The organism is Kitasatospora sp. NPDC023176, from assembly GCF_055560495.1.
The window spans coordinates 16,900-37,594 of record NZ_JBVHIP010000025.1 but is presented as its reverse complement, the minus strand read 5'-3'; the positions used below and the strand labels follow the sequence as shown (position 1 = coordinate 37,594).

The following is a 20,695-nucleotide window of genomic DNA, read 5'->3' as shown; positions in this document are numbered from 1 at the left end:
AACCCGCGGCTGCGATCCGGTATCGGCCAAGGTCCCGTACCAGGTGGCCGATGAGCGATACGCCGCGACGCCCGACCGGCCAGCGGGTTTGCTCGTCGGATAGATCTGACGCTCCCTCATACCTTGGCTTGAACTCGCCGCATCTGGTGTGAATATGCCATTGGAATGTTCGTCATATGGAATCCGGCAGTAGCCTTCCGTGTCGAACCTGCCACTGCTGGTGGCGACCCGGCCGGAGTCGCGCTGCGCCCGGCCACCCAGACCCCCCTCGAAGGAGCCGGTGTGCCGGGTATCGACGAATGCCTCTCCGGAGCGATGGCGATCGCCGGAGCCCGCTCGGCGAGCCTGGTCGACTGGAGCAGCGGACTCGCCCTCGGCAGCCTCGGGGACAGCCCGGTCGGCGAGCACGAGACCGCGGCCGCCGAGGCAACCGACCTGGTGCGCGCGGCAGTTGAGAGTCAGACCTTCACCGTGGCGGAGGACCGGCGTTCCCCGCTGGAGGACATCATCGTCACCGCGGGCCGCAGCTACCACCTGATCCGCTTCATCGACACCGTCTTCGACAGCCGGCTCGTCCTGCACCTCTGGCTGGACCGGGAGTCGGGCAACCTCGCCGTCGCCCGCTTCCGTCTCCAGGCCCTCGCCGAGGAGCTGGTGCTGGGGTGAGCGCGAGGCCCGCACCGACCGCCGCATTCCGGCCAGCCGACCACGCCGCCACGACGGCCGTGACCGCCTCGGCCGCCCCGATCACCGTGGCCACCCGGCGGTGGCCCGCGTGACCGCCGCACCGCCGCTGGCGGAACCGACCGACCGGGCCGGGTCCGCCCCGCCCAGGACCCCGGGCGAGGCCGTCGCCCTGCTCGCCGCCCGCCGGGCCACCGGCGCCCTGTGTGGTCCGCTCGGCAACGTCTACCTGGTCGACGGTCAGGTGGCCGCCGCCGAGTCCCCGCGCGCACCCGGGCTGGCCGACCTGCTCACCGGCTGCGGCCGGATCACCCCCGGGGACTGGGCCGAGCTGCTGCACCGCCATGGTCCGCAGCGGCGGGTCGGCGAGGTACTGGTCGAACGGCAGCTGCTCACCCGCGGCGAACTCGAACTCGGCCACCTGGGCACGCTGTTCGACGCATCCTACTTCGTCCTCGCCGACCGGGCGGGCGGCACCTGGCGGTTCGAGCCCGACGCCCGGCACTGGCTCGGCCCCGTGGCGCTGGTCGACCCGGCGCGGCTCGGCCGCGAAGTCGAGCGCCGCCACCAACTCCTCGACCGGATCTGGCCCTGGCCGCAGCTCGATACCGCGCCGGTGCGTCCGGTCGAGCACGGCCGGCGCCCCTCGCACCGCCCACCCGGCCGACGCCGACGCGAACTGCTCGACCACGCCGACGGCCGAAGAACCCCGGCGGACCTGGCCCGGCTGCTCGGCCGCTCCGGCTTCGGGGTGACGGCGGATGTCCGTCGGCTGGCCGCCGCCGGACTGCTCGACGCCCCGCGGCACGCCGCGCCGACCGGTCAGCCCCCGGTCGCCGCACCCGGGCACCCCGCACCCCGGCACCCCGCACCCGGGCACCCCGCCGCCGGACAGCCTGCCGCCGGACAGTCCGGACCCGCACCCGGGCAACCCGGAGCCGCCTCCGCCCGACCGGCCGAAGTGCGGGGCCGGCCGGCCGCCGTACCCGCCCGCCCCGGCGGCGGCCTGCACCGCCGGGTTCCCGGCGCCACCCTCCGCAGCCTCCCGGCCACCAGCACCCCGCCCCCTGGCGCCGCAGCCCCCGGCCCCGGCCCCGCAGCCCCCGCGCCCGCCCCCACGCGCTCCGATCGACCGCCCACCACGGCAGCGGCCCACCCGCTGACCGTCCCCGACCCGGACATCGCGCTGCTGACCCGGGTCCGAGACCTTTTGGAGGCCCGACTTTGAGCCACTCTCCGCCCGCGACCCCGCCGTCCCGGCCATGAGGCGGGCGCTCAAGCAGCGTGTCGGAAGGAGACAACTGATCGCCTTGGAGACCGAGCTGCTCGCCGAACTCCGCGCCGTCAAACGCCGTGTCCCGCACCTCGCGGGCGGCCTGGTGGCCAGCGTGGACGGCCTGCTGGTCGCGCACGACACCCACGGGACCGAACCCTCCGGGCTGGCCGCGATGACGGCGGCCTCGCTCTCGCTGGCCCAGCGGCTGGCGGACACCACCGGCCAGGGCGAGTTCCGCGAGTCGCTGGTGCGTGGCGAGCACGGCTACGTCGCCACCTACGCGGCCGGCGGCAGCTGCGTGCTGACCCTGCTGGCGCTTCCGGACGTCAACGTCGGCCGGCTCCACCTGGAGGCCCGCCGCTGCGCCCGGCGCATCGCCGAGCTGCTCAACGACGCCCTGGTGCCGAAGGACCCGCGCGACGCGGGCTGACCCGCCCCGGTCGAAGACCCTTCGGACTCGCCGCCCACCTGACCCAACAGTCCACCCCCTGACCTACCAGCCCACCGACCAACAGGAGTTGACCAGAATGACCGACGCATCCGCCGCGCTCAAGCAGGCCATGACCACCATCGAAGGCGCCATCGGCGCGGCCCTGGTGGACTACAACAGCGGCATGGCGCTCGCCACCCTCGACGGCCCTGGCGGCCCGGACCTCAACGTGGCCGCGGCCGGGAACACCGACGTGGTGCGCGCCAAGATGCGCACCATGGACATGCTCGGCCTGCAGGACGGCATCGAGGACATCCTGATCACGCTGAGCAGCCAGTACCACCTGATCCGGCCGCTCTCCGGCCGCACCGGCAAGGGCCTGTTCCTCTACCTGGCGCTGGACAAGGGCCGCGCCAACCTGGCGATGGCCCGCCACCAGCTCACCCGGATCGAGGCCGACCTGGAGGTCTGACCGGGTACGGGGCCCGGTCCGACGACGGGACCGAGCCGCGGAGGAGGCCCCGGCGGCGGCTCACGCCCCGCCGGGCTCCGTCCACCGGACCTCGCCGCCCGCGAGCCCCGCGCACACCGCGCCGGCGGCGGTCAGCACGCTCCACGGTGCGAGCAGCGCGTGCGGCGGGACGGACAGCGCACCGCCCTCAGCGAAACCCAGCTCCAGGCCGCCGGCCAGGGTGATCCGGGCGGCGTCGACGGTTCGGCCGACCAGCGCCAGCAGGGGCGGGGTCGGCCGGAAGGTGAGCGCCGGAAAGAAGTGCTCGACCTCCTCCGGCGCGGCGAAGGACGGCGCCGCGAAGCGGAACTCGTGCGCCACCCGTACCGTCACCGGCCCGTCGAGCCGTAGGTCGAGCCGGACTCCGCCGCTGACCGCCTCGACCCGCCGACCGGTCAGCACCTCAGTGATCGCGTTCTGCATGCCCCCAGTGTTCACCCGCCGGAGGGTTCCCAACCCCCGGAGCGGCGGCCCGCCCGCGCACCAGCTCGACCGGCCCGCCCGACCGCGCCCGGGCCGCCAACGCGGCGGCGACCCGGCTCCAGGACGGCCCGGACAGCAGCGCCCGCGCCTCGTCCGAACCGCACAGCCGCCACTCCACCAGCTCCTGCTCCTGCAGCGTGATCGAGGAGAGCTGTTCCGCCGTCACCGGGCCGCCGTCGTACACGTACACCAGGACGGCGGTGTCCCGGCCGGTCGCCGGGTCGGCCCCCGGGTCGGCTGCCACCCCGGGCTGCCAGTCCAGCGCCAGCAGCGGCCCCGGCTCGACCTCCCAGCCCAGTTCCTCGCGGATCTCCCGGCGCGCCGCCATCCGGGGCGTCTCCCGGTCCGCTTCGACCCCGCCGCCCGGCAGCGTCCAGTACGGCACCCGCCCGCGCGGCCCGTCCCACGGACGCAGCCGCACCAGCAGCACCCGGCCGTCACCGTCGGTGAACAGCGCCCGCGCCTTCGCCCGGATCCGTGGCCGGGTGGCGTAGTAGGTGTCCCGGTCCATCGGTGGCTCCGCCGCCGCCACCCCCGCCGACCCTGGAGCCAGGTCCGACCCCGACGCCAGCTCCGACCCTGTTCCTGTTCCCGTTCCTGTTCCCGACTCCGAGCCCGCGGCCAGCCCGGGCGCCGCGGCCAGCCCGGTGTACTCGGGTGCCGGCCCGTCGGCGGGCAGCGACCGCAGGGTGTGCCCGGCCGGCCGGCTGTCCTCCAGTTCCAGCGGCCCGGCCGTCCGCGGTGCCCGCAGACAGGCCGTCACCCGCCGGGACAGCCGTGGCGGCAGGGCGTGCCCCGCCTCCTCCGCGGTCAGCCACACCCAACCGCCGACCTCTGCGGCGTCCGGCCGGATCGCCGCCACCTGTTCCACCGTCAGCGGCTCGGCCCAGTACAGGTACGCCACGATCGGCGGACGGGTCCGAGACATCGCCCAGTCGACGCAGGCCAGCGACCCCAGCCGGGGCGTGAACCCCAGCTCCTCGGCGATCTCCCGCTCCGCCGTCTCCCGCGGCGAGTGGTCGGCCGGCTCCCACCCGCCGCCGGGGATCGCCACCGGGTGCTTCCGGTCGTACGGCAGTCGCACCACCAGCACCCGCCCCTGCCCGTCCGGGAACAGCACCCCGGCCGCGGCCAGGATCCCCCGTCCCGTCATGCCCGACGCTTCCACCCCGGCTCCCTCCGCCACATCGTTCCCCGGGGACGACACCCCCGTCGGAGCTCATGGTTCCCGCCGAACTCCTGCGCGGATCGCTCGCGATGCACTCGCCTCGGCCTCACGCCTCGTCCCCGCGCCTCGTCCCCGCACCCTCGAACCGACCGGACCGACCGGACCCGCCCGCGTCCTCACCCCAGCGAGGCCAGCGCCTGGGCCGCCGCCCGGGCCATCTGTTCGTCGTGCCGCCCGCTCGACCCGCGCAGCCGGGCGGCGCCCTCCACCGCCGCCAGGGCGAGCAGGCCCGGCAGCAGGTCGGTGCTGCGGGCGGCGACCCAGCGGGTGCCCCGGGTGGCCATCCACCAGAGGTCGGCGGTCCGGCCAGGCGGGGGTTCGGCGGGTTCGACGGCGGGTGGCGGGCCGAGCGGGTGCCCGGCCGTGCCGAGCAGTTCGTGGAACCGGCGGGCGATCAGGTGGTGTCCCTCGGCGCTGGGGTGGAGGCGGTCCACGCTCAGCAGTCGCCGCTGGTCGCACCAGGGCAGTCGGGCGATGTGCAGGTGTACGGCCCGGTGCCGCGCGGTGAGGGCGTGCACCACGGTGTTGACCGCGCGCATCCGTCGGGCCAGCGGGCGGGCGAGCGGTGCCGGGAGGCGGAGCAGGGTGCCGGGGTCGGGCAGGCAGGCGGTGAGCAACACGGCGCCGTGGCCGGACAGTTCGCCCAGGGTGGCGTCCAGCTCCAGGGTGGTGCGCCGGATGTCGAAGCCGCCCCGCAGGGTGTCGTTCCCGCCGACCAGTACGGCTGCCAGCTGGGGGCGCCGGGACAGCGCCACCGGTAGTTGACGAATCGTCAGATCTGCCGTCTGGGCGCCGCTGTAGGCCAGGTTGGTGAACTCGACGGTCCGCCCCTCGGGGGCCAGCGACTCGGCGAGGACGGCGGCCCAGCCGCGCCACCGCTCGCCGACCTGGTCCCCGATCCCCTCGGTCAGCGAGTCCCCGAGCGCGACGAAGCGCAGCAGCTCGCCCGCGGTCGGCCGGTCCTCCGCCGCCCGGTCAGGCCCGGCGTCCAGCACGCTCATCCCGACCCCTCTGCCGTGCACCGGAGTTCCGCTCCTCCCCGCCAAGACGCCCGTCCTCGCCGAACCCCCGCGCCGCGCCGGACTCCCGCACCCCGCCCGCCGCGCCGGACTCCCGCACCCCGTGCGCCGCCAGGAAGGCCGCCACCGCCGCCGGCCAGCCGTACCGTTCGGCCTGCGCCCGGGCGGCCGCCCGCCGTACCGACTCCGGTCGCCCCAGCAACTCCCTGACAGCGGCGGCGAATCCGGCCCCGGAGTCGACGGCGGCCACCCCGGCGAGCCCGACCAGTCCGGGCAGCGCGGAGGAGCGGCTGACCGCGACCGGCGTGCCGCAGGCCAGCGCCTCGAGCGCGGCCAGCCCGAAGGTCTCCACCGGCCCGGGGGCCAGCACCACGTCGGCACTGCCCAGCAGTCCGGCCAGTTCCGCGCGCCCGTTCAGGTGGCCGAGGAAGCGCACCGGCAGTCGCAGCCGCGCGGCCCGGGCGGCCAGCCGCTCCCGCAGCGGGCCGGTCCCGGCCACCGTCAGGACGGCGGGCAGCCCCCGCGCCCGCAGCCGGGCCAGTGCCTCGATCGCCCGTTCGGGCCGCTTCTCGGCCGAGAGCCGGGAGCAGAGCACCAGCAGGACGTCACCGGGCGCCGCGTACCGGGCCCGCCGCACGGCCCGTACGTCCGTCGGCAGCGGGCGCATCGCCGTCAGGTCCACCCCGAGCGGTGCCCGGACCAGGTTGGGCACGCCGATCCGGCGGAACTCGGCCGCCGCCCAGTCGGTGGTGCAGAGCACCGAGTCGTAGGCGCGGGCGGTCGCCGCGTTGAGCCGGTCGGCGGCCGCGACGGCCAGCGGGCCGGGCATGCCCCAGGTGCCCAGCAGCCCGGTGGCGCTCTCGTGCGAGACCACCACCGAGCGGACGCCGTGCCGGCGGGCCCAACCGCCGGTCCAGCGCAGGGTCGTACGGTCGGAGACCTCCAGCCGGTCGGGGCTGAGCCGGGTCAGTTCGGCGGCCACCGCCCGTCGGTCGGTGAGCAGCCGGTAGCCGCCGCTGGCCGGCAGGACGGGGCCGGGGAGGGTGATGACCAGGCCCTGCTCGGTGTCCTCCTCGGAGCGCCGCTCACCGGGCACGATCAGCACCGGCCGGTGCCCGGCCGCCCGGTACCCGGCGCCCAGATGGCGCAGCGCGGTGCGCAGACCGCCGGAGACCGGGGTGACGAAGTTGGCGAGCCGCACGATCGTCAGCGGCCCGTCGTGGGGCAGGGGCGTCATGCCGGCAGCTCCTCCGGCAGGACCGGCATGGCGGAAGCTGCCTGGGCGACGCCCGGCGCCACCGCCGACCCCGTCACCGCCGACCCCGTCACCGTCGACCCCGCCACCGTCGACCCCGCCACCGTCGACACCGCTGTCACCGCCGACCCCCGGTGCTCCGCCAGCACCTCGGCGTAGTGCCGCAGCAGCAGGTCCCCGACCGCCTCCCAGGTCCGGGCGGTCACCTCGGCCCGCCCGGCCTGCCCGTACGCGGCCCGCCGGGCCGGGTCGGCGGCCAGCTCGGCGACCGCCCGGGCGACCGCCGCGCCGTCCCGGGGCGGTACCAGCAGCCCGGTGCGGTGGTGGGCGACCAGGTCGAGCGGGCCGCCGGCGGCCGGGCCGATCACGGGGACGCCGCTGGCCATCGCCTCCTGGATGGTCTGGCAGAAGGTCTCCAGCGGGCCGGTGTGGACGAACACGTCCAGGGTCGCGAAACATCGCGCCAGTTCCTCGCCGGTGCGGCGCCCGAGGAACACCGCACCGGGCATCGAGGCCTTGAGTCCGGGCGCCGACGGGCCGTCCCCGACCACCACCACCCGCACCCCGGGCAGGGCGGAGGCGGCGGCCAGCAGGTCGACCCGCTTCTCCGGCGCCAGCCGCCCGACGTACCCGACCAGGACCTCCCCGCCGGGGGCGAGCGCCCGGTGCAGGGCCTCGTCCCGGTGCCGGGGGTGGAAGCGCACCGAGTCCACCCCGCGCGGCCACAGCTGGACCCGGGGTACCCCGTGCGCGGTCAGGTCCTGCGCGGCGGGGGTGGACGGCGCCAGGGTGCGGGCGGCGGCCCGGTGCACCGCTCGGATCCGGCGCCAGGCCGCGGCCTCCCCGACCCCCCGCCCGGCCCGGTAGGCGTGGGCGTACCCGGCGAGATCGGTCTGGTAGACGGCCACCGCGGGCACCCCGAGCCGGGTCGCGACCTGCATCCCGCGCGCGCCCAGGACGAACGGGCTGGCCAGGTGGACGATGTCGGGCCGGTGCCCGGTGAGCGCGGCCGCCAGCTGCCGGCTGGGCAGTGCGATCCGCACCTGGGGGTACCCGGGCAGCGGCATCGACGGGATGTGCACCACGGGGATCCGCTCCGCCTCGGCCCCGGTGCCGAAGGTCTGCGGCGGACACTGGGCGCCCCGCGCCGGCGCGGGGGTGACGACGAGGGGCCGGTGGCCCCGGCGGAGCAGGTGCTCGGCCGTCCGCAGCACGCTGTGGGCGACTCCGTTGACCTCTGGAGGAAAGGATTCGGTGACGATGGCGACGCGCATGCCTGAGTTGTGTCCGCGCCCGGCGTGCACCCGGCCAAAGGGATCTGTCGTACAAGCGAACGCGGGTCGGCGATTTGCACCGCCGACCCGCGTGTTCCGTCCGGTGTCGCCTCAGGCCGAGCCGGCCGTCTCCTTGAGCTCCGCGTACGGCGCGAGCTTGCGGATCGACTCGATGCTCCTCAGGCAGTCGTCCTTGCTCTCGTGCGGGTCGCCGGTGACCACGACGGACCCGTTGCTCGCCTTGAGCCGGAACCGGTGCATCCCGCTCTCGTCCGTGTACAGCTCGAACTTGCCAGCCATGCCAGTAACAGCCTTTCGCTCGATGGCCCCCTGGCACCGCAACCTAGGCCCCGCCCCGCCGACCCGCCCGCCGACCGGGGCGTTCGGGTCAGCGGGCGGGGCGGTGGGAGGTCGGCGGGCCGGCCGGGGGCCAACGGGACGTCAGCCAGCGTCGCCCTCGGCGGGCCGGACCCGCCGACGCCCGGCCATCCAGACGTAGACCAGGATCCCGGCGAACAGGAACAGCACGCCCTGGTAGACGGCGGCGTAGCCGGCGCCGGCCAGGAGCCAGAGCGAGAAGGCGAAGGCGCCGAGGCCGAGCACGGCGTCGCGCACCAGGTGGGGGCCGTTGACCTTCTCGGTGGCGCCGCGTACCAGCCAGTACAGCTGGGCGGCGGTGGAGAGCAGGTAGGGCACCACCGCGGTGAAGGTGGTGACCAGCACCAGCATGTCGAACGCGCCCTTGGCGCCGCTGGCGAAGTTGGCGATGGTCAGCACCGAGGCGAGGGCGACGCTGGCGATCACGCCGAAGGTCGGCACGCCGCGCTTCTCCTTGCCGAAGGCGGCCGGGAACAGCCCGTCCTTGGCGGCCGCGTACGGGGCCTGGGCGGCGAGCAGGGTCCAGCCGTTGAGTGCGCCGGTCATCGAGATCAGCGCGGCGACGGCGATCACCGTGCCGCCCCAGGTGCCGCCGAACATGCCGTTCATGGCGTCGGAGAACGGCGCGCTGGAGCTGACCAGCTGCTGGTGCGCGACGGTGCCGAACACCGCGAGGGTGCCCAGCAGGTAGACCACGGCGGCGCCGCTGGTGCCGAGCACGCTGGCCCGGCCGACGTTGCGCTCCGGGTCGCGGACCTGCCCGGCGCTCATCGCGGCCGACTCCACGCCCAGGTAGCTGAACAGCAGGATCGCCGCGGCGGCCGTCATGCCGCCCATCCAGCCCTGGCCGCTGGCGTCGAACGGCCCGATGTTCTTCGGGTCGAAGAAGAACAGCCCGCCCACCGAGACCAGCAGCAGCGGGATGAACTTCAGTACGGTGGAGACGAGTTGGACGGCGCCGACGAACCGGGTGCCGGCCAGGTTGGCCAGCGCGGGCAGCCACTGGAAGGCCAGCGCGGCGGTGATCTCCAGCGGGACGCTGTGGTGGAGCGGCACCAGTACGTCCAGGTAGCCGACGGCGGCCACCGCGAGCGCGGCGTTGCTGACCCAGGTGGTGATCCAGTAGGACCAGGCCGACAGGAAGCCGGCGAAGTCCCCGAAGGCCTCCCGGGCGTAGACGTACGGCCCGCCGGTGCGCGGGTTGCGCCGGGCCAGCTGCCCGAAGACCAGCGCCAGCGCGATCGCGCCCACGGTGAGGACGACGAAGGCGAGCAGGCTGACCGTCCCGAACGGCGCCACCGCGGCCGGGATCATGAAGATGCCGCCGCCGATGATGTTGCCCATCACCAGGGCGGTGGCGGTCGGCAGCCCGAAGCGGCGGCCGTTCTTCGGGGGAGCGGGGGTGACCTGCCCCGGGCCGGCCGGACCAGGGTCGGCCGGATCAGGGTCGGCCGGGCTGCTCGGTCGGGTCGCCTGCCGGGGTGCGGCGGGGCTGGTCTGCATGAGGGTGGTGCGCCTTTCGTGGTCCTGCTCGCGCTCGGTGGAGCGACCGTTCATGCTCGGACCGGGCGGCATCTTGCACCAAATCGATGGGATTTGTTCATTCCGCTCGGCGGATCACCGCAAGACTTACGGCCGTACGCCCTTCGGACGGGCACTCGTCCGGCGCGCCCCGCGAGGCCGTTCGACCCGGAATGCAGGCGTACGACCGCGTTCGTCCGGCAGGGGGAGATGTGTCACCCGAATGTCCCAGCGCGGTTGCGGCGCGCGCCCGCCGGTGCGGGTTCGTGTGCCAACCTTGGCCCGGCGCCTCCCGGTGGGGCGTCTCCCGGCCCGTCGAATCGGCTCGAACTGGCCGTTCGTGGACGTGGGTTGAGGACCAGAGACAAGCCAAAGGGACATCAGATGTCGCTTCGTGGGAACATCCGCAAGTTCGCCGTGATCACCGTGGTGACGGGTGCCGCCGCCCTCGCGGCGCCGGCGCCGGCGATGGCGGCGTGGCACGCGTCGGACTCCTCGTCCAGCGCGAGCCTGGAGTCGGGTTCGGCCGGTGTCGGCCTGTTCGGCCCGCACGCCCAGTGGTTGAACGTCCACTCGGACATGGAGGACGCCTGTATCGGCGACTGCTGATCCGGCTGATCCGCACGTGAGCCCGGGGACCGCCGCAGCGGTTCCCGGGCTCACGCCTGTCCGCCGCCCCCGGGGCCGCCCGGCTCCGCCGCCACCACGTCCGGCCGCCGGGAGAGCCGCCCCGGCCACCACATGTGCCGGTCCAGGTCCATGGTCGGCGCGGTGACCAGCACCGAACGCACCACCAGGGTGTCCAGCAGCACGCCCAGCGCCACCGCGAAGCCGATCTCGGCCAGGCCCACCAGCGGCAGTGTCCCCAGCACGGCGAAGGTGCCGGCCAGGATCAGCCCGGCCGAGGTGATCACCCCGCCGGTCGCGGACAGCCCGACCAGCGCGCCCTGCCGGGTGCCGTGCCGGGTGGACTCCTCCCGTATCCGGGTCATCAGGAAGATGTTGTAGTCGATCCCCAGCGCGACCAGGAAGACGAAGACGAACAGCGGGAACGCGTTGTCCTCGCCCTGGAAGTGGACGACGTGCGCGCAGAACAGCGCACTGATCACGAGCGCCGCCGCGTACGGCAGCACCACCGTCGCGATCAGCACCAGTGGCGCGGTGACGGCTCGCAGCAGCACGGCGAGGATCACCAGCACCACCCCGAGCACCAGCGGGATGATCGCCCGGTTGTCGTTCCCGGCGGCCCGCCCGGCGTCCAGGATCACGGCGGTGTTCCCGCCGACCTTGGCGTCCGCGCCCGGTACGGCGTGCACGGTGGCGCGCACCCGGTCCACGGTCGCCTTGGCGGCCGGGCTGTCCGCCCCGGCGGCGTGACTCGTTCCAGCCTCCCACCGCCCCGCCCGACCGGCAGCTCCGGCAGTCCGGCTGCCTCGGCGGACCTCAGACCGGGACGGCCGCCCGCTCGCGCAGCTCCCGCAGCACCGCGATGTCCATCGCGTGCCCGGTGCCGTCCCCGCCGTGCTTGCGATCCGGGGTCTCCACCAGCAGCGGCACCCCGGCCGTCTCCGGGTGCTCGAACAGCTCGCGGAACGGCTCCGCGCCGATCATCCCGGCACCGATGTTGGCGTGCCGGTCCTTGCGGGCGCCGACCACGTCCTCCGAGTCGTTGGCGTGGATCAGCCGCAGCCGGCCCGGGCCGGCCGCCGAGGACAGGGCGTCCAGCGCGGCCGTCACCCCGCCGGGCGCGGCCAGGTCGTGCCCGGCGGCGAAGGCGTGGCAGGTGTCCAGGCAGACGCCCACCTTGGGGTGCCCGTCCAGGGCCTCCACGTACTCGGCCAGCTGCTCCAGCCGCGAGCAGAGCGAGCTGCCCTGGCCGGCGGTCGGCTCCAGCAGCAGCCAGGGAGCGTCGTCGCCGAGCGCGTCCAGTTCGTCCAGCAGCGGCCGGACGTCGGCGCGCACCTGCGCCATCGCCTCGGCCCGGCGCGAGCCGCCGCCGGGCGCCGTCCCGACCGCCGAGCCGGTGTGCAGCACGACGCCGAGCGCGCCGATCGCGTGCCCGCGGTGCAGCGAGTGCCGGAGCGAGTCGGCCGAGCGCTCCCGGGTGGCCTGGTTGTCCGAGCCGAAGTTGATCAGGTACGGCGCGTGCACCCAGGCCGGGACGCCCTGCTCGGCGCAGGCCGTACGGAACTCCTCGTCCTGGGCCGGGTTGCCCGCGGGAGTGGCCCAGCCGCGCGGGTTGGCCACGAACACCTGCACCGTCTCGGCGCCGACCTTGCGCGCGTACGCCAGTCCCGTCCCGGCCAGGCCGCGGCCGGCCACCGGGACGTGGGCGCCGATCGGGTTACGGCGGGCGGCGGCGGTCGGTTCGGGCGCGGTGCTCATGGCCCCGAGCATGCCACGGTCCCGGCGGGCGACGGCGCGCGGGCCCGGGCTCGCGCCGGGTACGCACGCCACGCCGGGCCGTCCCACCAGTGGCCGACGCCCCGTCAGTCCGGCAGCCCAGCCCTGGTGGCGGCCCCCGGGAGGCGACCGTACCGTCGACTCGGCCGTACTCACCGAACGTCACCACCCGCACACGGCGGGTCGGAGCGCCTCCCCGAGCACCACGCCCCACCGCCGCACCGTCCCACCCCTGCACCGTCCCACCCCTGCACCCCCGCACCCCCGCACCCCCGCGCCGCCGTACCCCCGCACCGTCCCACCGCCTCACCGAGCGCGCCGAAAGACAGGTCACCACTCATGCCCACGCGTCGGGTCCACCACCTCGCCGCGGCCACCGCCGCCGCCACCGCAATGACCACCGCCCTGACCACCGTCCTCGCCACCCTGGCCGCCGCACCCGCGGCACACGCCGCCGGTGGCACCGTGCACCTCGTCCAGCCGGGAGAATCGATCCAGCAGGCCGTCGATGCCGCCCGGCCCGGCGACACCGTCCAGCTCCTCGCCGGCACCTACCGCGGCAGCGTCCGCATCGCCACCCCCGACCTCACCCTGCGCGGCTCCGGACCGGCCAGCGTGATCACCCCCGGGGACGGCACCGAGAACGCCTGCGCCACCGCCGGGCACGGCGTCTGCGTGGTCGGCACCGAGGCGGCCCCGCTGCCCGGCGTCACCGTCGAGGCCCTGGCCGTCACCGGCTTCCGCAAGAACGGCATCGACGCCAGCGGCACCACCGGCCTGACCGTCCGCGCCACCTACGTCCACGACAACGCCCAGCAGGGCATCAGCCAGGAGATCTCCACCAAGGCCGCCATCCTCGGCAACCGCTCGGTGGACAACGGCCAGTCCGGCGTCTTCCTCGCCAACTACGCCTACCGCGAGGGCGGCGCGCCCGACACGGGGGGCACCGTCGTCGAGGGCAACGAGCTCACCGGCAACCGGGTCGGCGTCACCGTGCGCCGACTGCGCGTGCTGACCGTCCAGGGCAACCGGATCAGCGGCAACTGCAGCGGCGTCTTCGTGGTCGGCGACGAGGGCGTGCCCCGCGCCGGGGACCTCGACGTCCGGCACAACCGGGTGGTCGCCAACAACAAGTTCTGCCCGGCCAACCCGCGCCTCGGCGCCATCCAGGGTGCCGGCATCGTCCTCACCGGCACCGAGGACACCCGGGTCACCGACAACGAGGTCCACGACAACGTCGGCGCCTCGGACTTCTCCGGCGGCATCGTCCTCGTCAAGAGCGCCGTCGGCATCCCCAACACCCGGGCGACCGTCGCCGACAACCACCTGAGCGGCAACGGCCCGGCCGACCTCGCCGACCGCGACACCGGCTCCGACAACTCCTTCGCCCGCAACACCTGCTCGCTCTCCGAGCCGTCCGGCCGTTGCTGACGCCCCCGATCGAGAAGGACCAGCCCATGACCACCGCACCCGTCAACCCCACCGCCCAGCCGGCGATGCGCCTGCGCGAGCTCGTCTTCGGCGCCGCCTGTGCCGCCGCCGTCCGTGCCGCCGCCCGGCTCGGTGTCGCCGACGTCCTCGGCGACACCCCGACCGGAGTCACCGAACTCGCCGCACAGCTCGACACCGAACCCCGCCAACTGCGCCGGCTGCTGCGCGCCCTCACCTGCTACGGGCTCTTCGCCGAGACCGGCGACGACCACTTCGAGCACACCGAGATGTCCCGGCTGCTGCGCGAGGACGCCCCCAACTCCCTGCGCCACATCGCCCTCTGGTGCACCGAGCCGTGGACCTGGGAGGCCTGGCCGAAGCTGGACGAGGCGGTCCGCTCCGGGCGCAACGTCTTCCCCGACCTGTTCGGCAAGGAGTTCTTCGACTACCTGCACAGCGACGCCGGTGACTCGGCGAAGGTCTTCGACAAGGCGATGACCACCTCCAGCCGGCAGTCCGCCAAGGACTTCGCCGCCTACCTGGACCTCACCGGCATCGACTCGGTCGCGGACATCGGCGGCGGCCAGGGCCACGTGCTGGCCAGCCTGCTGGAGAAGCACCCGGCCCTCCACGGCACCCTGCTCGACCTGCCCAAGGTCGTCGCCGGCGCCGACCCCCGGCTGCAGGACGGCGGCACCTTCTCCGCCCGCGCTCGCCTGGTGCCGGGCGACTGCCGGGTGGAGATCCCGGTGCGCGCCGACCTCTACATCATCAAGAACATCCTGGAGTGGGACGACGACAGCACCCGCCGCACCCTCGCCAACGTGGTCGCCGTGGCCCGCCCCGGCGCCCGCGTCGTCGTGGTCGAGAACCTCGTCGACAACAGCCCCTCGATGCGCTTCACCACCGCCATGGACCTGATGCTGATGCTCAACGTCGGCGGCGCCAAGCACTCCGAGGGCAGCATGGTCCACCTGATGCAGGAGGCCGGCCTCGACGTCGTCGCCGTCCGCCCGGTCAACCCCTACCTCCACGCCTTCGAAGCCACCGTCCGCGGCTGACCCGCGGGCCGGTACGCGACGGCCGCTGCTCCCCGACCCACCGGGGAGCAGCGGCCGTCGTGTGCGTCAGGCCTTGTGCGAGGACTCCAGGTGGGCGAAGACCACCACGTTGTCCAGGTAGTCCCGCTGCTTCTTGTCGTAGGTGCCGCCGCAGGTGATCAGCCGGAGCTGGGCGTCCGGGGTCTTGCCGTACACCTTCTGGTCCGGGAAGGCGTTCTTGGCGAAGGTCTCCACCGCGTCGACGGTGAAGACCGCGACGGTGCCGTCGGCGCGGCTCACCTCGACCTTGTTGCCGGGCAGCAGCAGGCTCAGCAGCAGGAAGACCGCCGGTCCCTTGGTGGTGTCCACGTGCCCGGCGACGACGGCGCTGCCGCGCTCGCCCGGGGTGACGCCGTCGCGGTACCAGCCGACCAGGTTCTTGTCGTCCGGCGGCGGCGCGTTGAGCTGTCCGGCCGGGTTGAGGGTGAGCTCGGTGAACGGCGCGTCCACCGCGATCTGCGGGATCCGCAGCCGGGTCGGCTTGGCCCGCTTGAGCACCGGTGAGCCCGGCGCCGCGGGCGAGGCGTTCGCGGTGGCGGCGGCCGCCACCGCTCCCGGGACGGCGGGGGCGACGGCCGCCGGGGGAGCGGCCTGGCCGGCCGCCGTGTTCTTGCTCGGCCCGGTGTCCACCGAGTTGTAGATCAGCAGCAGGCCGACCGCTGCCGCGCCCATGCCGCCGCGCAGCAGCCGGGGCATTCCGGACCGGGGACCGCCCGTCATTCCTGTCCTCCGCTCGAAGTCCTTCGTCAGGGGTGCCGCAACGGCTCGCCGCCCCCGTGCGCCCCACCCCGGCCGGGGGAGGCGCCCAGAGGCGGCATCAGGCGTCAGGCATCAGCCGGGGCAGGGGTCAGGCGACCGCGCCGGCCGAGCGGCGGCCGCGGCGCAGCGCGTACGCGCCGGCCCCGAGGCCGCCGAGCAGCAGCACCGCGCCGGAGGCGAGGCCGCCGCCGGACAGCGCCAGGCCGCCGCCGCCGGTGTGCACGCCGCCGTGCGGGGAGGCGTACTCCTCGTCGCGGCCGTCCGAGCCCTTGTGCTCGCCCGAACCCTTGTGGTCGTCGTTGCCCTTGTGGTCGTCGTTGCCCTTGTGCTCGTCGTTGCCCTTGTGCTCGTCCGAACCCTTGTGCTCGTCGGAGCCGCCGGACTTCCTGTCGTCGTAGCCCTTCGAGTTGTCGGAGCCGCCCCTGTTGTCGGACTGCTTCTCCTGCCAGGTGAGGTTCTTGCCCTGGTCGGAGGAGGAGCCGTCGGCGAAGGCCATGGGGGTGCCGACGGTGAGGACGGCGGCGACAGCGGCTCCGGCGAGCAGCGTGCGTGCAGAACGCATGAGAATGATCCTTCCGGCGCGCGGACCGCGACCGCCGGCACGATGCCGGTCAAGGGGACTCGCGGAAAAGTAGCGCCTGATCCACCGTCAACCACGCTGCGGCCGCCTGCCACCGGAGCGTGGCGGCACCGGTACGCTCTGTGCGCCCTTCGGGTGGAGTCCGGGGCGTGTTCACCCGGGTGCCCGGGCGATCCGGGTGAACCCGGTGCGGCGCCGGGGGTACCGGCGCTCCGCGCCGCCATCGGGTGGTATGGGCACGCGCATGGGCCCGCCCCCGGCATACGGCCGGGGGCGGGCCCAGAGGGACAGCGGACAGCCGACAGCGGTCGGCGGCGAGCGGTCAGCGGTCAGCGGTCCCAGCGGTAGAACTCGCGCGCCATGGCGTCCTTCGGCTCGCGCCAGGTGGCCGGGTCGTAGGCCTGGACGTAGGCGGTGAGGCGGTCGCTGACGGTCCGGAACTCCGGATGGCCGAGGACCTTGGCGACGGCCGGGCCCGGCGGGCGGTCGGCCTCGATCAGGTGCAGGTAGACGTCGCCGAACTGGAAGAGGCTGCGGCCGGTGACGCCGATCAGGTGCGGCAGTTCGCCGCGGTCGGAGTCGGCGAACACCTCGGCGATGTCCGGGGCGGCCTCGGGCTTCATCCGGGCGACGATCAGGGCCCGGTGGGTCCCGGTCACCGTTCGGCCGCCCGCTTCTCGACCTTCTCGCGGATCAGCTGCATCTGGATCCGGGAGTTCCTGTTGATGTGGTTGACCATGCCGTCGTCGTCCACCGGCGCGGTGGGCTTCATCGCGAAGTCCTGGATCCAGCGCATCCTGGTGCCGGCCGGGACCTCCGCGTACTCCCAGCGGATCTCCATGAACTCGAACGGGCCGGGCTCGACCCGGCGGGCCTTGACCGCGAGCGAGGACCGGTCGGTGGTGCGCTCGGAGACCCAGCTCCAGACCATGCCGTTCTCGTCCGGGTGCATGGTGAGCCGGAACCGCACCCGGTCGCCCTCGCGCTCCAGCACCTCGACCGAGGCGTACTCGCTGAACAGCTCCGGCCAGTTCTCCAGGTCGTTGGTGATCTCCCAGACCAGGTCGAGCGGGGCGTTGATGACGATCTCGTTGTCGGTGTGTCCGGGCATCTCAGGCACCTGCCTTCGCGGACGGGGAGCTGTTGACCAGCTCCAGGAACTCGGCCGGGGTCTTGGCGGACTCGGCGCCGGAGGTGACCTTGAGGTTGTGCAGGTTCTCCAACTCGCCCACGATGCCGAGCAGTCCGAGCGAGTCGATGCCGAAGTCGTCGAACTGAGCGCCCGGCTGCTCCAGGTCGCCGGGGTCGACGGTGACGCCGGCCCGGGTCTGGAGCAGCTCGGCCAGTTCGGGATAGCTGAGGGTGTTGCTCACGGGTTTCCCTTCGAAGCGGTGGAAGGTGTGCGGATCAGGACCGTTCTCCGCGCCGGAGCACCAGCGCGGAGTTGGAGCCCATCAGCCCGCGGCTGAGCACCAGCGCGGTGCGCAGTTCGGCCGGGCGGGCGCGGCCGGTCACCAGGGCGAGGTCGTGGCAGACCTCGGTGACGTTGGGGGTGGGCGGCAGCACGCCGTCCTCCATGGCCAGTACGGCGGCCGTCACGTCCAGCATCGGGGCGCCGCAGTAGGCCCGCCCCGTACCGGACTTGGGCGCGGTGACCGGGACCCTCTCGGCGGCCGGGCCGAGCGCGTCGGCCAGCGCCAGGGCCTCGGCCTGGTCGGCGGCGGGGACGCCGAGCGCGTCCGCGAAGACCACGTCGATCTCCTCGGGCGCGATCCGGGCCTCGTCCAGCGCGATCCGGATCGCGGCGGCCAGCCCCTCCCGGGACCGCTCCCAGCGGGAGGGCCCGGTGAAGGTGGCGCCGTGCCCGGCCAGGTGCGCCCGGACGTTGGCGCCGCGCCGCCGGGCCGCCTGCTCGTCCTCCAGCAGCAGCATCGCGCCGCCCTCGGCGGGCGCGAAGCCGCAGGCCTGCGCGGTGAACGGCAGGTAGGCCGCGTCGGGCCGGTCGGCCAGGCTCAGCTCGGGGTAGCCGAGCTGGCAGACCATGGAGTACGGCGCCAGCGGGGCCTCGGCGGCGCCGACCACCACGGCGTCGGTACCGCGCTCGACCGAGCGGGCGGCGTGCGCGAGGGCGTCCAGACCGCCGGCCTCGTCGCTGGCGACCACCCCGCACGGGCCCTTGTAGCCGCCCCGGATCGAGATCTGGCCGGTGCTGGCCGCGTAGAACCAGGCGATGGACTGGTACGGCCCGACGAACCTCGGCCCCTGGCCCCAGAGTTGCTGGAGCTCGCGCTGGCCGAACTCGCCGCCGCCGGAGCCGGCCGCGGTCACCACGCCGACCGCGAACGGCTCTTCGGGGTCGGGCCGGAACCCGGCGTCGGCCACCGCCAGGTCGGCGGCGGCCATCGCGTAGTGCGTGAACCGGTCGGTCTGTACGAGGTAGCGGCTGTCGATCACCGACCGGGGATCGAAGTCCCTTACCTCGCCCGCGACTTTGAGCGGCAGCTCGGTGCAGCCCTCGCGGGATATCCGGTCGAGGACGCTCACGCCCTGCCTGGTGGCCTTCCAGAAGGCGTCGGCACCGACACCGTTCGGAGCCACCACGCCGAGGCCGGTGACCACCGCCCGGCGGCCCTGCTGACGTGACGTCATGGATCTCACCCCGTTCTGTTGAGCACGACGGCGGACTGGAAGCCGCCGAATCCGCTGCCGACCGAGAGGATGTGGCTCAGCGGCAGCTCACGCGCGGTGCGCGGCACGTAGTCGAGGTCGCATTCCGGGTCCGGCGTCTCGTAGTTGGCGGTGGGCGGCACCACGCCGTGGGCCAGCGCCAGGGTGCAGGCGACCACCTCGATCGCGCCGATCGCGCCGAGCGAGTGCCCGACCATCGACTTGATCGAGCTCATCGGCGTCTCGAAGGCGTGGCCGCCCAGCGAGCGCTTGACCGCGGCGGTCTCGTGCCGGTCGTTCTGCTTGGTGCCCGAGCCGTGCGCGTTGACGTAGTCGACGTCGGCGCGGTTCACCCGGGCGTGGTCGAGGGCGTGGTCGATCGCCCGGGACATCTCCAGCCCCTCCTTGGTGAGGCCGGTCATGTGGTAGGCGTTGCCGAAGGTGGCGAAGCCGCCGATCTCGCCGTAGATCCGGGCGCCGCGGCGGCGGGCGTGCTCCAGCTCCTCCAGCACCAGGACGGCGCCGCCCTCGCCGAGGACGAAGCCGTCCCGGTGGGCGTCGAAGGGGCGGGAGGCGTGCGCCGGGTCGTCGTTGCGTTCGCTGGTGGCCTTGATGGCGTCGAAGCAGGCGACGGTGATCGGCGAGATCGGGGAGTCGGAGGCGCCGGCGACGCAGATGTCGGCGCGCCCTTCCTCGACGGCCTGGAAGCCGTAGCCGATCGCGTCCAGTCCGGAGGTGCAGCCGGTGGAGACGGTCTGCACCGGGCCGTGGGCGCCGACCCGTTCGGCCACCGCGGAGGCCAGCGTGCTGGGCGCGAAGGCCCGGTGCAGCTGGGGTTCGGCGTGCCGGTGGTCCACGTCCCAGCGCGCTCCGGTGGAGCTGACCAGGGCGTAGTCGTGTTCCAGCCGGGTGGTGCCGCCGACGGCGGTGCCGAGTGAGACGGCGATCCGCCACGGGTCCTCGGCGGCCAGGTCGAGGCCGGCGTCGGCGACCGCCTCGTCGGCCGCGACCATCGCGAACTGCACGTAGCGGTCCGCCCGTTGGACGTCCTCGGGGGTGAGCCCGTGGGCCGCCGGGTCGAAGTCGCACTCGGCCGCGATCCGGGAGCGGAACCCGGCCGGGTCGAAGAGCGTGATGCCCCGGGTGGCGGTGCGACCGGCGGTCAGGAGATCCCAGAACGCCGGGATGCCGATCCCTCCGGGCGCGACCACGCCGATCCCCGTGACGGCGACGCGCCGCGTCACGAGACCACCTTGGCGTGTTCCGGCGGGCCGGAGGCGGCGGACTCCTCGGTGCTCACGTGGCCGAGGTCGGGGCGCGGGGCGAGCGGGCCGCAGTGGAAGACCATCCGGGCCTCGGTGTCGCCGACGTTGCGGAAGCGGTGGCGCATGTTGATCGGGATCATCAGGCCCTGGTCGGGCTTGAGCGGCCGGGTCTCCCCGTCCAGGTCCACCTCCAGGTCGCCGGAGACGACGAACACGAACTCCTCGGAGTACGGGTGGTAGTGCTCGTTGATCCGCTCCCCGGGCTTGATGATGGCCAGGCCCATGAAGCCGCTGGTCGCCCCGCAGCTGGGCGGGGTGAGCATGGTGCGCAGCTCGGCGCCGTGGCGGCGGTTCTCCGGGGCCTCGTCGAGGTTGATGATCCGCGGGTACTGCGTGGTCATGATGGCTTTCCTTCGGGACGGGTGGCCGGA

The 20,695-nt window shown here is 74.4% G+C and carries 24 protein-coding genes; 7 read left to right on the top strand and 17 right to left on the bottom strand.

Annotated features, from left to right (window positions below):
* Positions 1 to 282: 282 nt before the first annotated feature.
* The 4 genes from ACZ3YL_RS28640 (at position 283) to ACZ3YL_RS28625 (ending at position 2,862) form a co-directional block, all read left to right on the top strand.
* The gene (locus ACZ3YL_RS28640; RefSeq protein WP_188302932.1) at positions 283 to 666 is read left to right on the top strand and encodes a hypothetical protein; all 384 of its coding nucleotides are present in this window, start codon (positions 283 to 285) and stop codon (positions 664 to 666) included.
* 109 nt (positions 667 to 775) lie between these two features.
* A complete protein-coding gene (locus ACZ3YL_RS28635) occupies positions 776 to 1,912 on the top strand; it encodes a hypothetical protein (protein ID WP_465660317.1) in 1,137 nt (378 codons plus the stop codon).
* An 82-nt stretch (positions 1,913 to 1,994) separates the two neighbouring features.
* Positions 1,995 to 2,390 carry a roadblock/LC7 domain-containing protein gene (locus tag ACZ3YL_RS28630; RefSeq protein ID WP_317621100.1) on the top strand — a complete coding sequence of 132 codons (396 nt, stop codon included), beginning with the start codon at positions 1,995 to 1,997 and terminating at the stop codon, positions 2,388 to 2,390.
* 97 nt (positions 2,391 to 2,487) lie between these two features.
* Entirely contained in the window at positions 2,488 to 2,862 is a 375-nt protein-coding gene (locus tag ACZ3YL_RS28625) for a hypothetical protein (RefSeq protein WP_188305245.1), read from the top strand.
* Positions 2,863 to 2,922: 60 nt separating this feature from the next.
* Here ACZ3YL_RS28625 and ACZ3YL_RS28620 read toward each other — a convergent pair whose 3' ends face one another.
* From ACZ3YL_RS28620 to ACZ3YL_RS28590, 7 genes are all read right to left on the bottom strand, one after another.
* On the bottom strand, positions 2,923 to 3,324 hold the full coding sequence (locus ACZ3YL_RS28620) for a DUF6188 family protein (RefSeq protein WP_188305244.1): 402 nt from the start codon (positions 3,322 to 3,324) through the stop codon (positions 2,923 to 2,925).
* On the bottom strand, positions 3,305 to 4,537 hold the full coding sequence (locus ACZ3YL_RS28615; RefSeq protein ID WP_465660316.1) for an NUDIX hydrolase: 1,233 nt from the start codon (positions 4,535 to 4,537) through the stop codon (positions 3,305 to 3,307). Before ACZ3YL_RS28615 ends, ACZ3YL_RS28620 begins: the two co-directional genes overlap by 20 nt.
* Before the next feature lie 191 nt (positions 4,538 to 4,728).
* Positions 4,729 to 5,613 (bottom strand): SGNH/GDSL hydrolase family protein, encoded by an 885-nt coding sequence (locus tag ACZ3YL_RS28610; RefSeq protein WP_465660315.1) that lies wholly within the window; start codon positions 5,611 to 5,613, stop codon positions 4,729 to 4,731.
* Positions 5,588 to 6,868 (bottom strand): glycosyltransferase, encoded by a 1,281-nt coding sequence (locus ACZ3YL_RS28605; RefSeq protein WP_465660314.1) that lies wholly within the window; start codon positions 6,866 to 6,868, stop codon positions 5,588 to 5,590. The genes ACZ3YL_RS28610 and ACZ3YL_RS28605 overlap by 26 nt, the downstream gene beginning before the upstream one ends.
* Entirely contained in the window at positions 6,865 to 8,160 is a 1,296-nt protein-coding gene (locus ACZ3YL_RS28600) for a glycosyltransferase family 4 protein (RefSeq protein ID WP_465660313.1), read from the bottom strand. Before ACZ3YL_RS28600 ends, ACZ3YL_RS28605 begins: the two co-directional genes overlap by 4 nt.
* A 111-nt stretch (positions 8,161 to 8,271) precedes the next feature.
* Positions 8,272 to 8,460, bottom strand: coding sequence for a YegP family protein (locus tag ACZ3YL_RS28595; protein ID WP_188305239.1), 189 nt, complete (start codon positions 8,458 to 8,460; stop codon positions 8,272 to 8,274).
* 141 nt (positions 8,461 to 8,601) lie between these two features.
* On the bottom strand, positions 8,602 to 10,041 hold the full coding sequence (locus tag ACZ3YL_RS28590; RefSeq protein WP_188305247.1) for an amino acid permease: 1,440 nt from the start codon (positions 10,039 to 10,041) through the stop codon (positions 8,602 to 8,604).
* Between the two features lie 402 nt (positions 10,042 to 10,443).
* Here ACZ3YL_RS28590 and ACZ3YL_RS28585 point away from each other — a divergent pair, with 402 nt between their 5' ends.
* Positions 10,444 to 10,668 (top strand): hypothetical protein, encoded by a 225-nt coding sequence (locus ACZ3YL_RS28585; protein ID WP_188305238.1) that lies wholly within the window; start codon positions 10,444 to 10,446, stop codon positions 10,666 to 10,668.
* Positions 10,669 to 10,718: 50 nt separating this feature from the next.
* On the opposite strand, the gene ACZ3YL_RS28580 is transcribed toward ACZ3YL_RS28585, so the two are convergent.
* Positions 10,719 to 11,591 carry an MMPL family transporter gene (locus ACZ3YL_RS28580; protein ID WP_465660371.1) on the bottom strand — a complete coding sequence of 291 codons (873 nt, stop codon included), beginning with the start codon at positions 11,589 to 11,591 and terminating at the stop codon, positions 10,719 to 10,721.
* A complete protein-coding gene (locus ACZ3YL_RS28575; protein WP_465660312.1) occupies positions 11,503 to 12,444 on the bottom strand; it encodes a deoxyribonuclease IV in 942 nt (313 codons plus the stop codon). Before ACZ3YL_RS28575 ends, ACZ3YL_RS28580 begins: the two co-directional genes overlap by 89 nt.
* Positions 12,445 to 12,801: 357 nt before the next feature.
* On the opposite strand from ACZ3YL_RS28575, the gene ACZ3YL_RS28570 reads away from it, so the two are divergent.
* Both ACZ3YL_RS28570 and ACZ3YL_RS28565 read left to right on the top strand, forming a co-directional pair.
* Entirely contained in the window at positions 12,802 to 13,893 is a 1,092-nt protein-coding gene (locus ACZ3YL_RS28570) for a right-handed parallel beta-helix repeat-containing protein (RefSeq protein ID WP_188305235.1), read from the top strand.
* 26 nt (positions 13,894 to 13,919) lie between these two features.
* Entirely contained in the window at positions 13,920 to 14,954 is a 1,035-nt protein-coding gene (locus ACZ3YL_RS28565) for a methyltransferase (RefSeq protein WP_465660311.1), read from the top strand.
* A gap of 66 nt (positions 14,955 to 15,020) precedes the next feature.
* Here ACZ3YL_RS28565 and ACZ3YL_RS28560 read toward each other — a convergent pair whose 3' ends face one another.
* From ACZ3YL_RS28560 to ACZ3YL_RS28525, 8 genes are all read right to left on the bottom strand, one after another.
* Positions 15,021 to 15,713 carry a class F sortase gene (locus tag ACZ3YL_RS28560; protein WP_188305233.1) on the bottom strand — a complete coding sequence of 231 codons (693 nt, stop codon included), beginning with the start codon at positions 15,711 to 15,713 and terminating at the stop codon, positions 15,021 to 15,023.
* A gap of 127 nt (positions 15,714 to 15,840) precedes the next feature.
* Entirely contained in the window at positions 15,841 to 16,314 is a 474-nt protein-coding gene (locus ACZ3YL_RS28555) for a hypothetical protein (protein ID WP_465660310.1), read from the bottom strand.
* 347 nt (positions 16,315 to 16,661) lie between these two features.
* Positions 16,662 to 16,955 carry a TcmI family type II polyketide cyclase gene (locus tag ACZ3YL_RS28550; RefSeq protein WP_188305916.1) on the bottom strand — a complete coding sequence of 98 codons (294 nt, stop codon included), beginning with the start codon at positions 16,953 to 16,955 and terminating at the stop codon, positions 16,662 to 16,664.
* A 32-nt stretch (positions 16,956 to 16,987) separates the two neighbouring features.
* On the bottom strand, positions 16,988 to 17,443 hold the full coding sequence (locus tag ACZ3YL_RS28545) for an SRPBCC family protein (RefSeq protein ID WP_465660309.1): 456 nt from the start codon (positions 17,441 to 17,443) through the stop codon (positions 16,988 to 16,990).
* Between the two features lies 1 nt (position 17,444).
* Entirely contained in the window at positions 17,445 to 17,705 is a 261-nt protein-coding gene (locus ACZ3YL_RS28540; protein ID WP_188305913.1) for an acyl carrier protein, read from the bottom strand.
* Positions 17,706 to 17,739: 34 nt separating this feature from the next.
* Entirely contained in the window at positions 17,740 to 18,981 is a 1,242-nt protein-coding gene (locus tag ACZ3YL_RS28535; RefSeq protein WP_465660308.1) for a beta-ketoacyl synthase N-terminal-like domain-containing protein, read from the bottom strand.
* Between the two features lie 5 nt (positions 18,982 to 18,986).
* Positions 18,987 to 20,243: a beta-ketoacyl-[acyl-carrier-protein] synthase family protein gene (locus tag ACZ3YL_RS28530; protein ID WP_188305911.1), complete on the bottom strand. Its 1,257-nt coding sequence runs from the start codon at positions 20,241 to 20,243 to the stop codon at positions 18,987 to 18,989.
* Complete coding sequence (locus ACZ3YL_RS28525) at positions 20,240 to 20,665, bottom strand: cupin domain-containing protein (RefSeq protein WP_188305910.1); 426 nt, start codon at positions 20,663 to 20,665, stop codon at positions 20,240 to 20,242. The genes ACZ3YL_RS28530 and ACZ3YL_RS28525 overlap by 4 nt, the downstream gene beginning before the upstream one ends.
* Positions 20,666 to 20,695 lie beyond the last annotated feature (30 nt).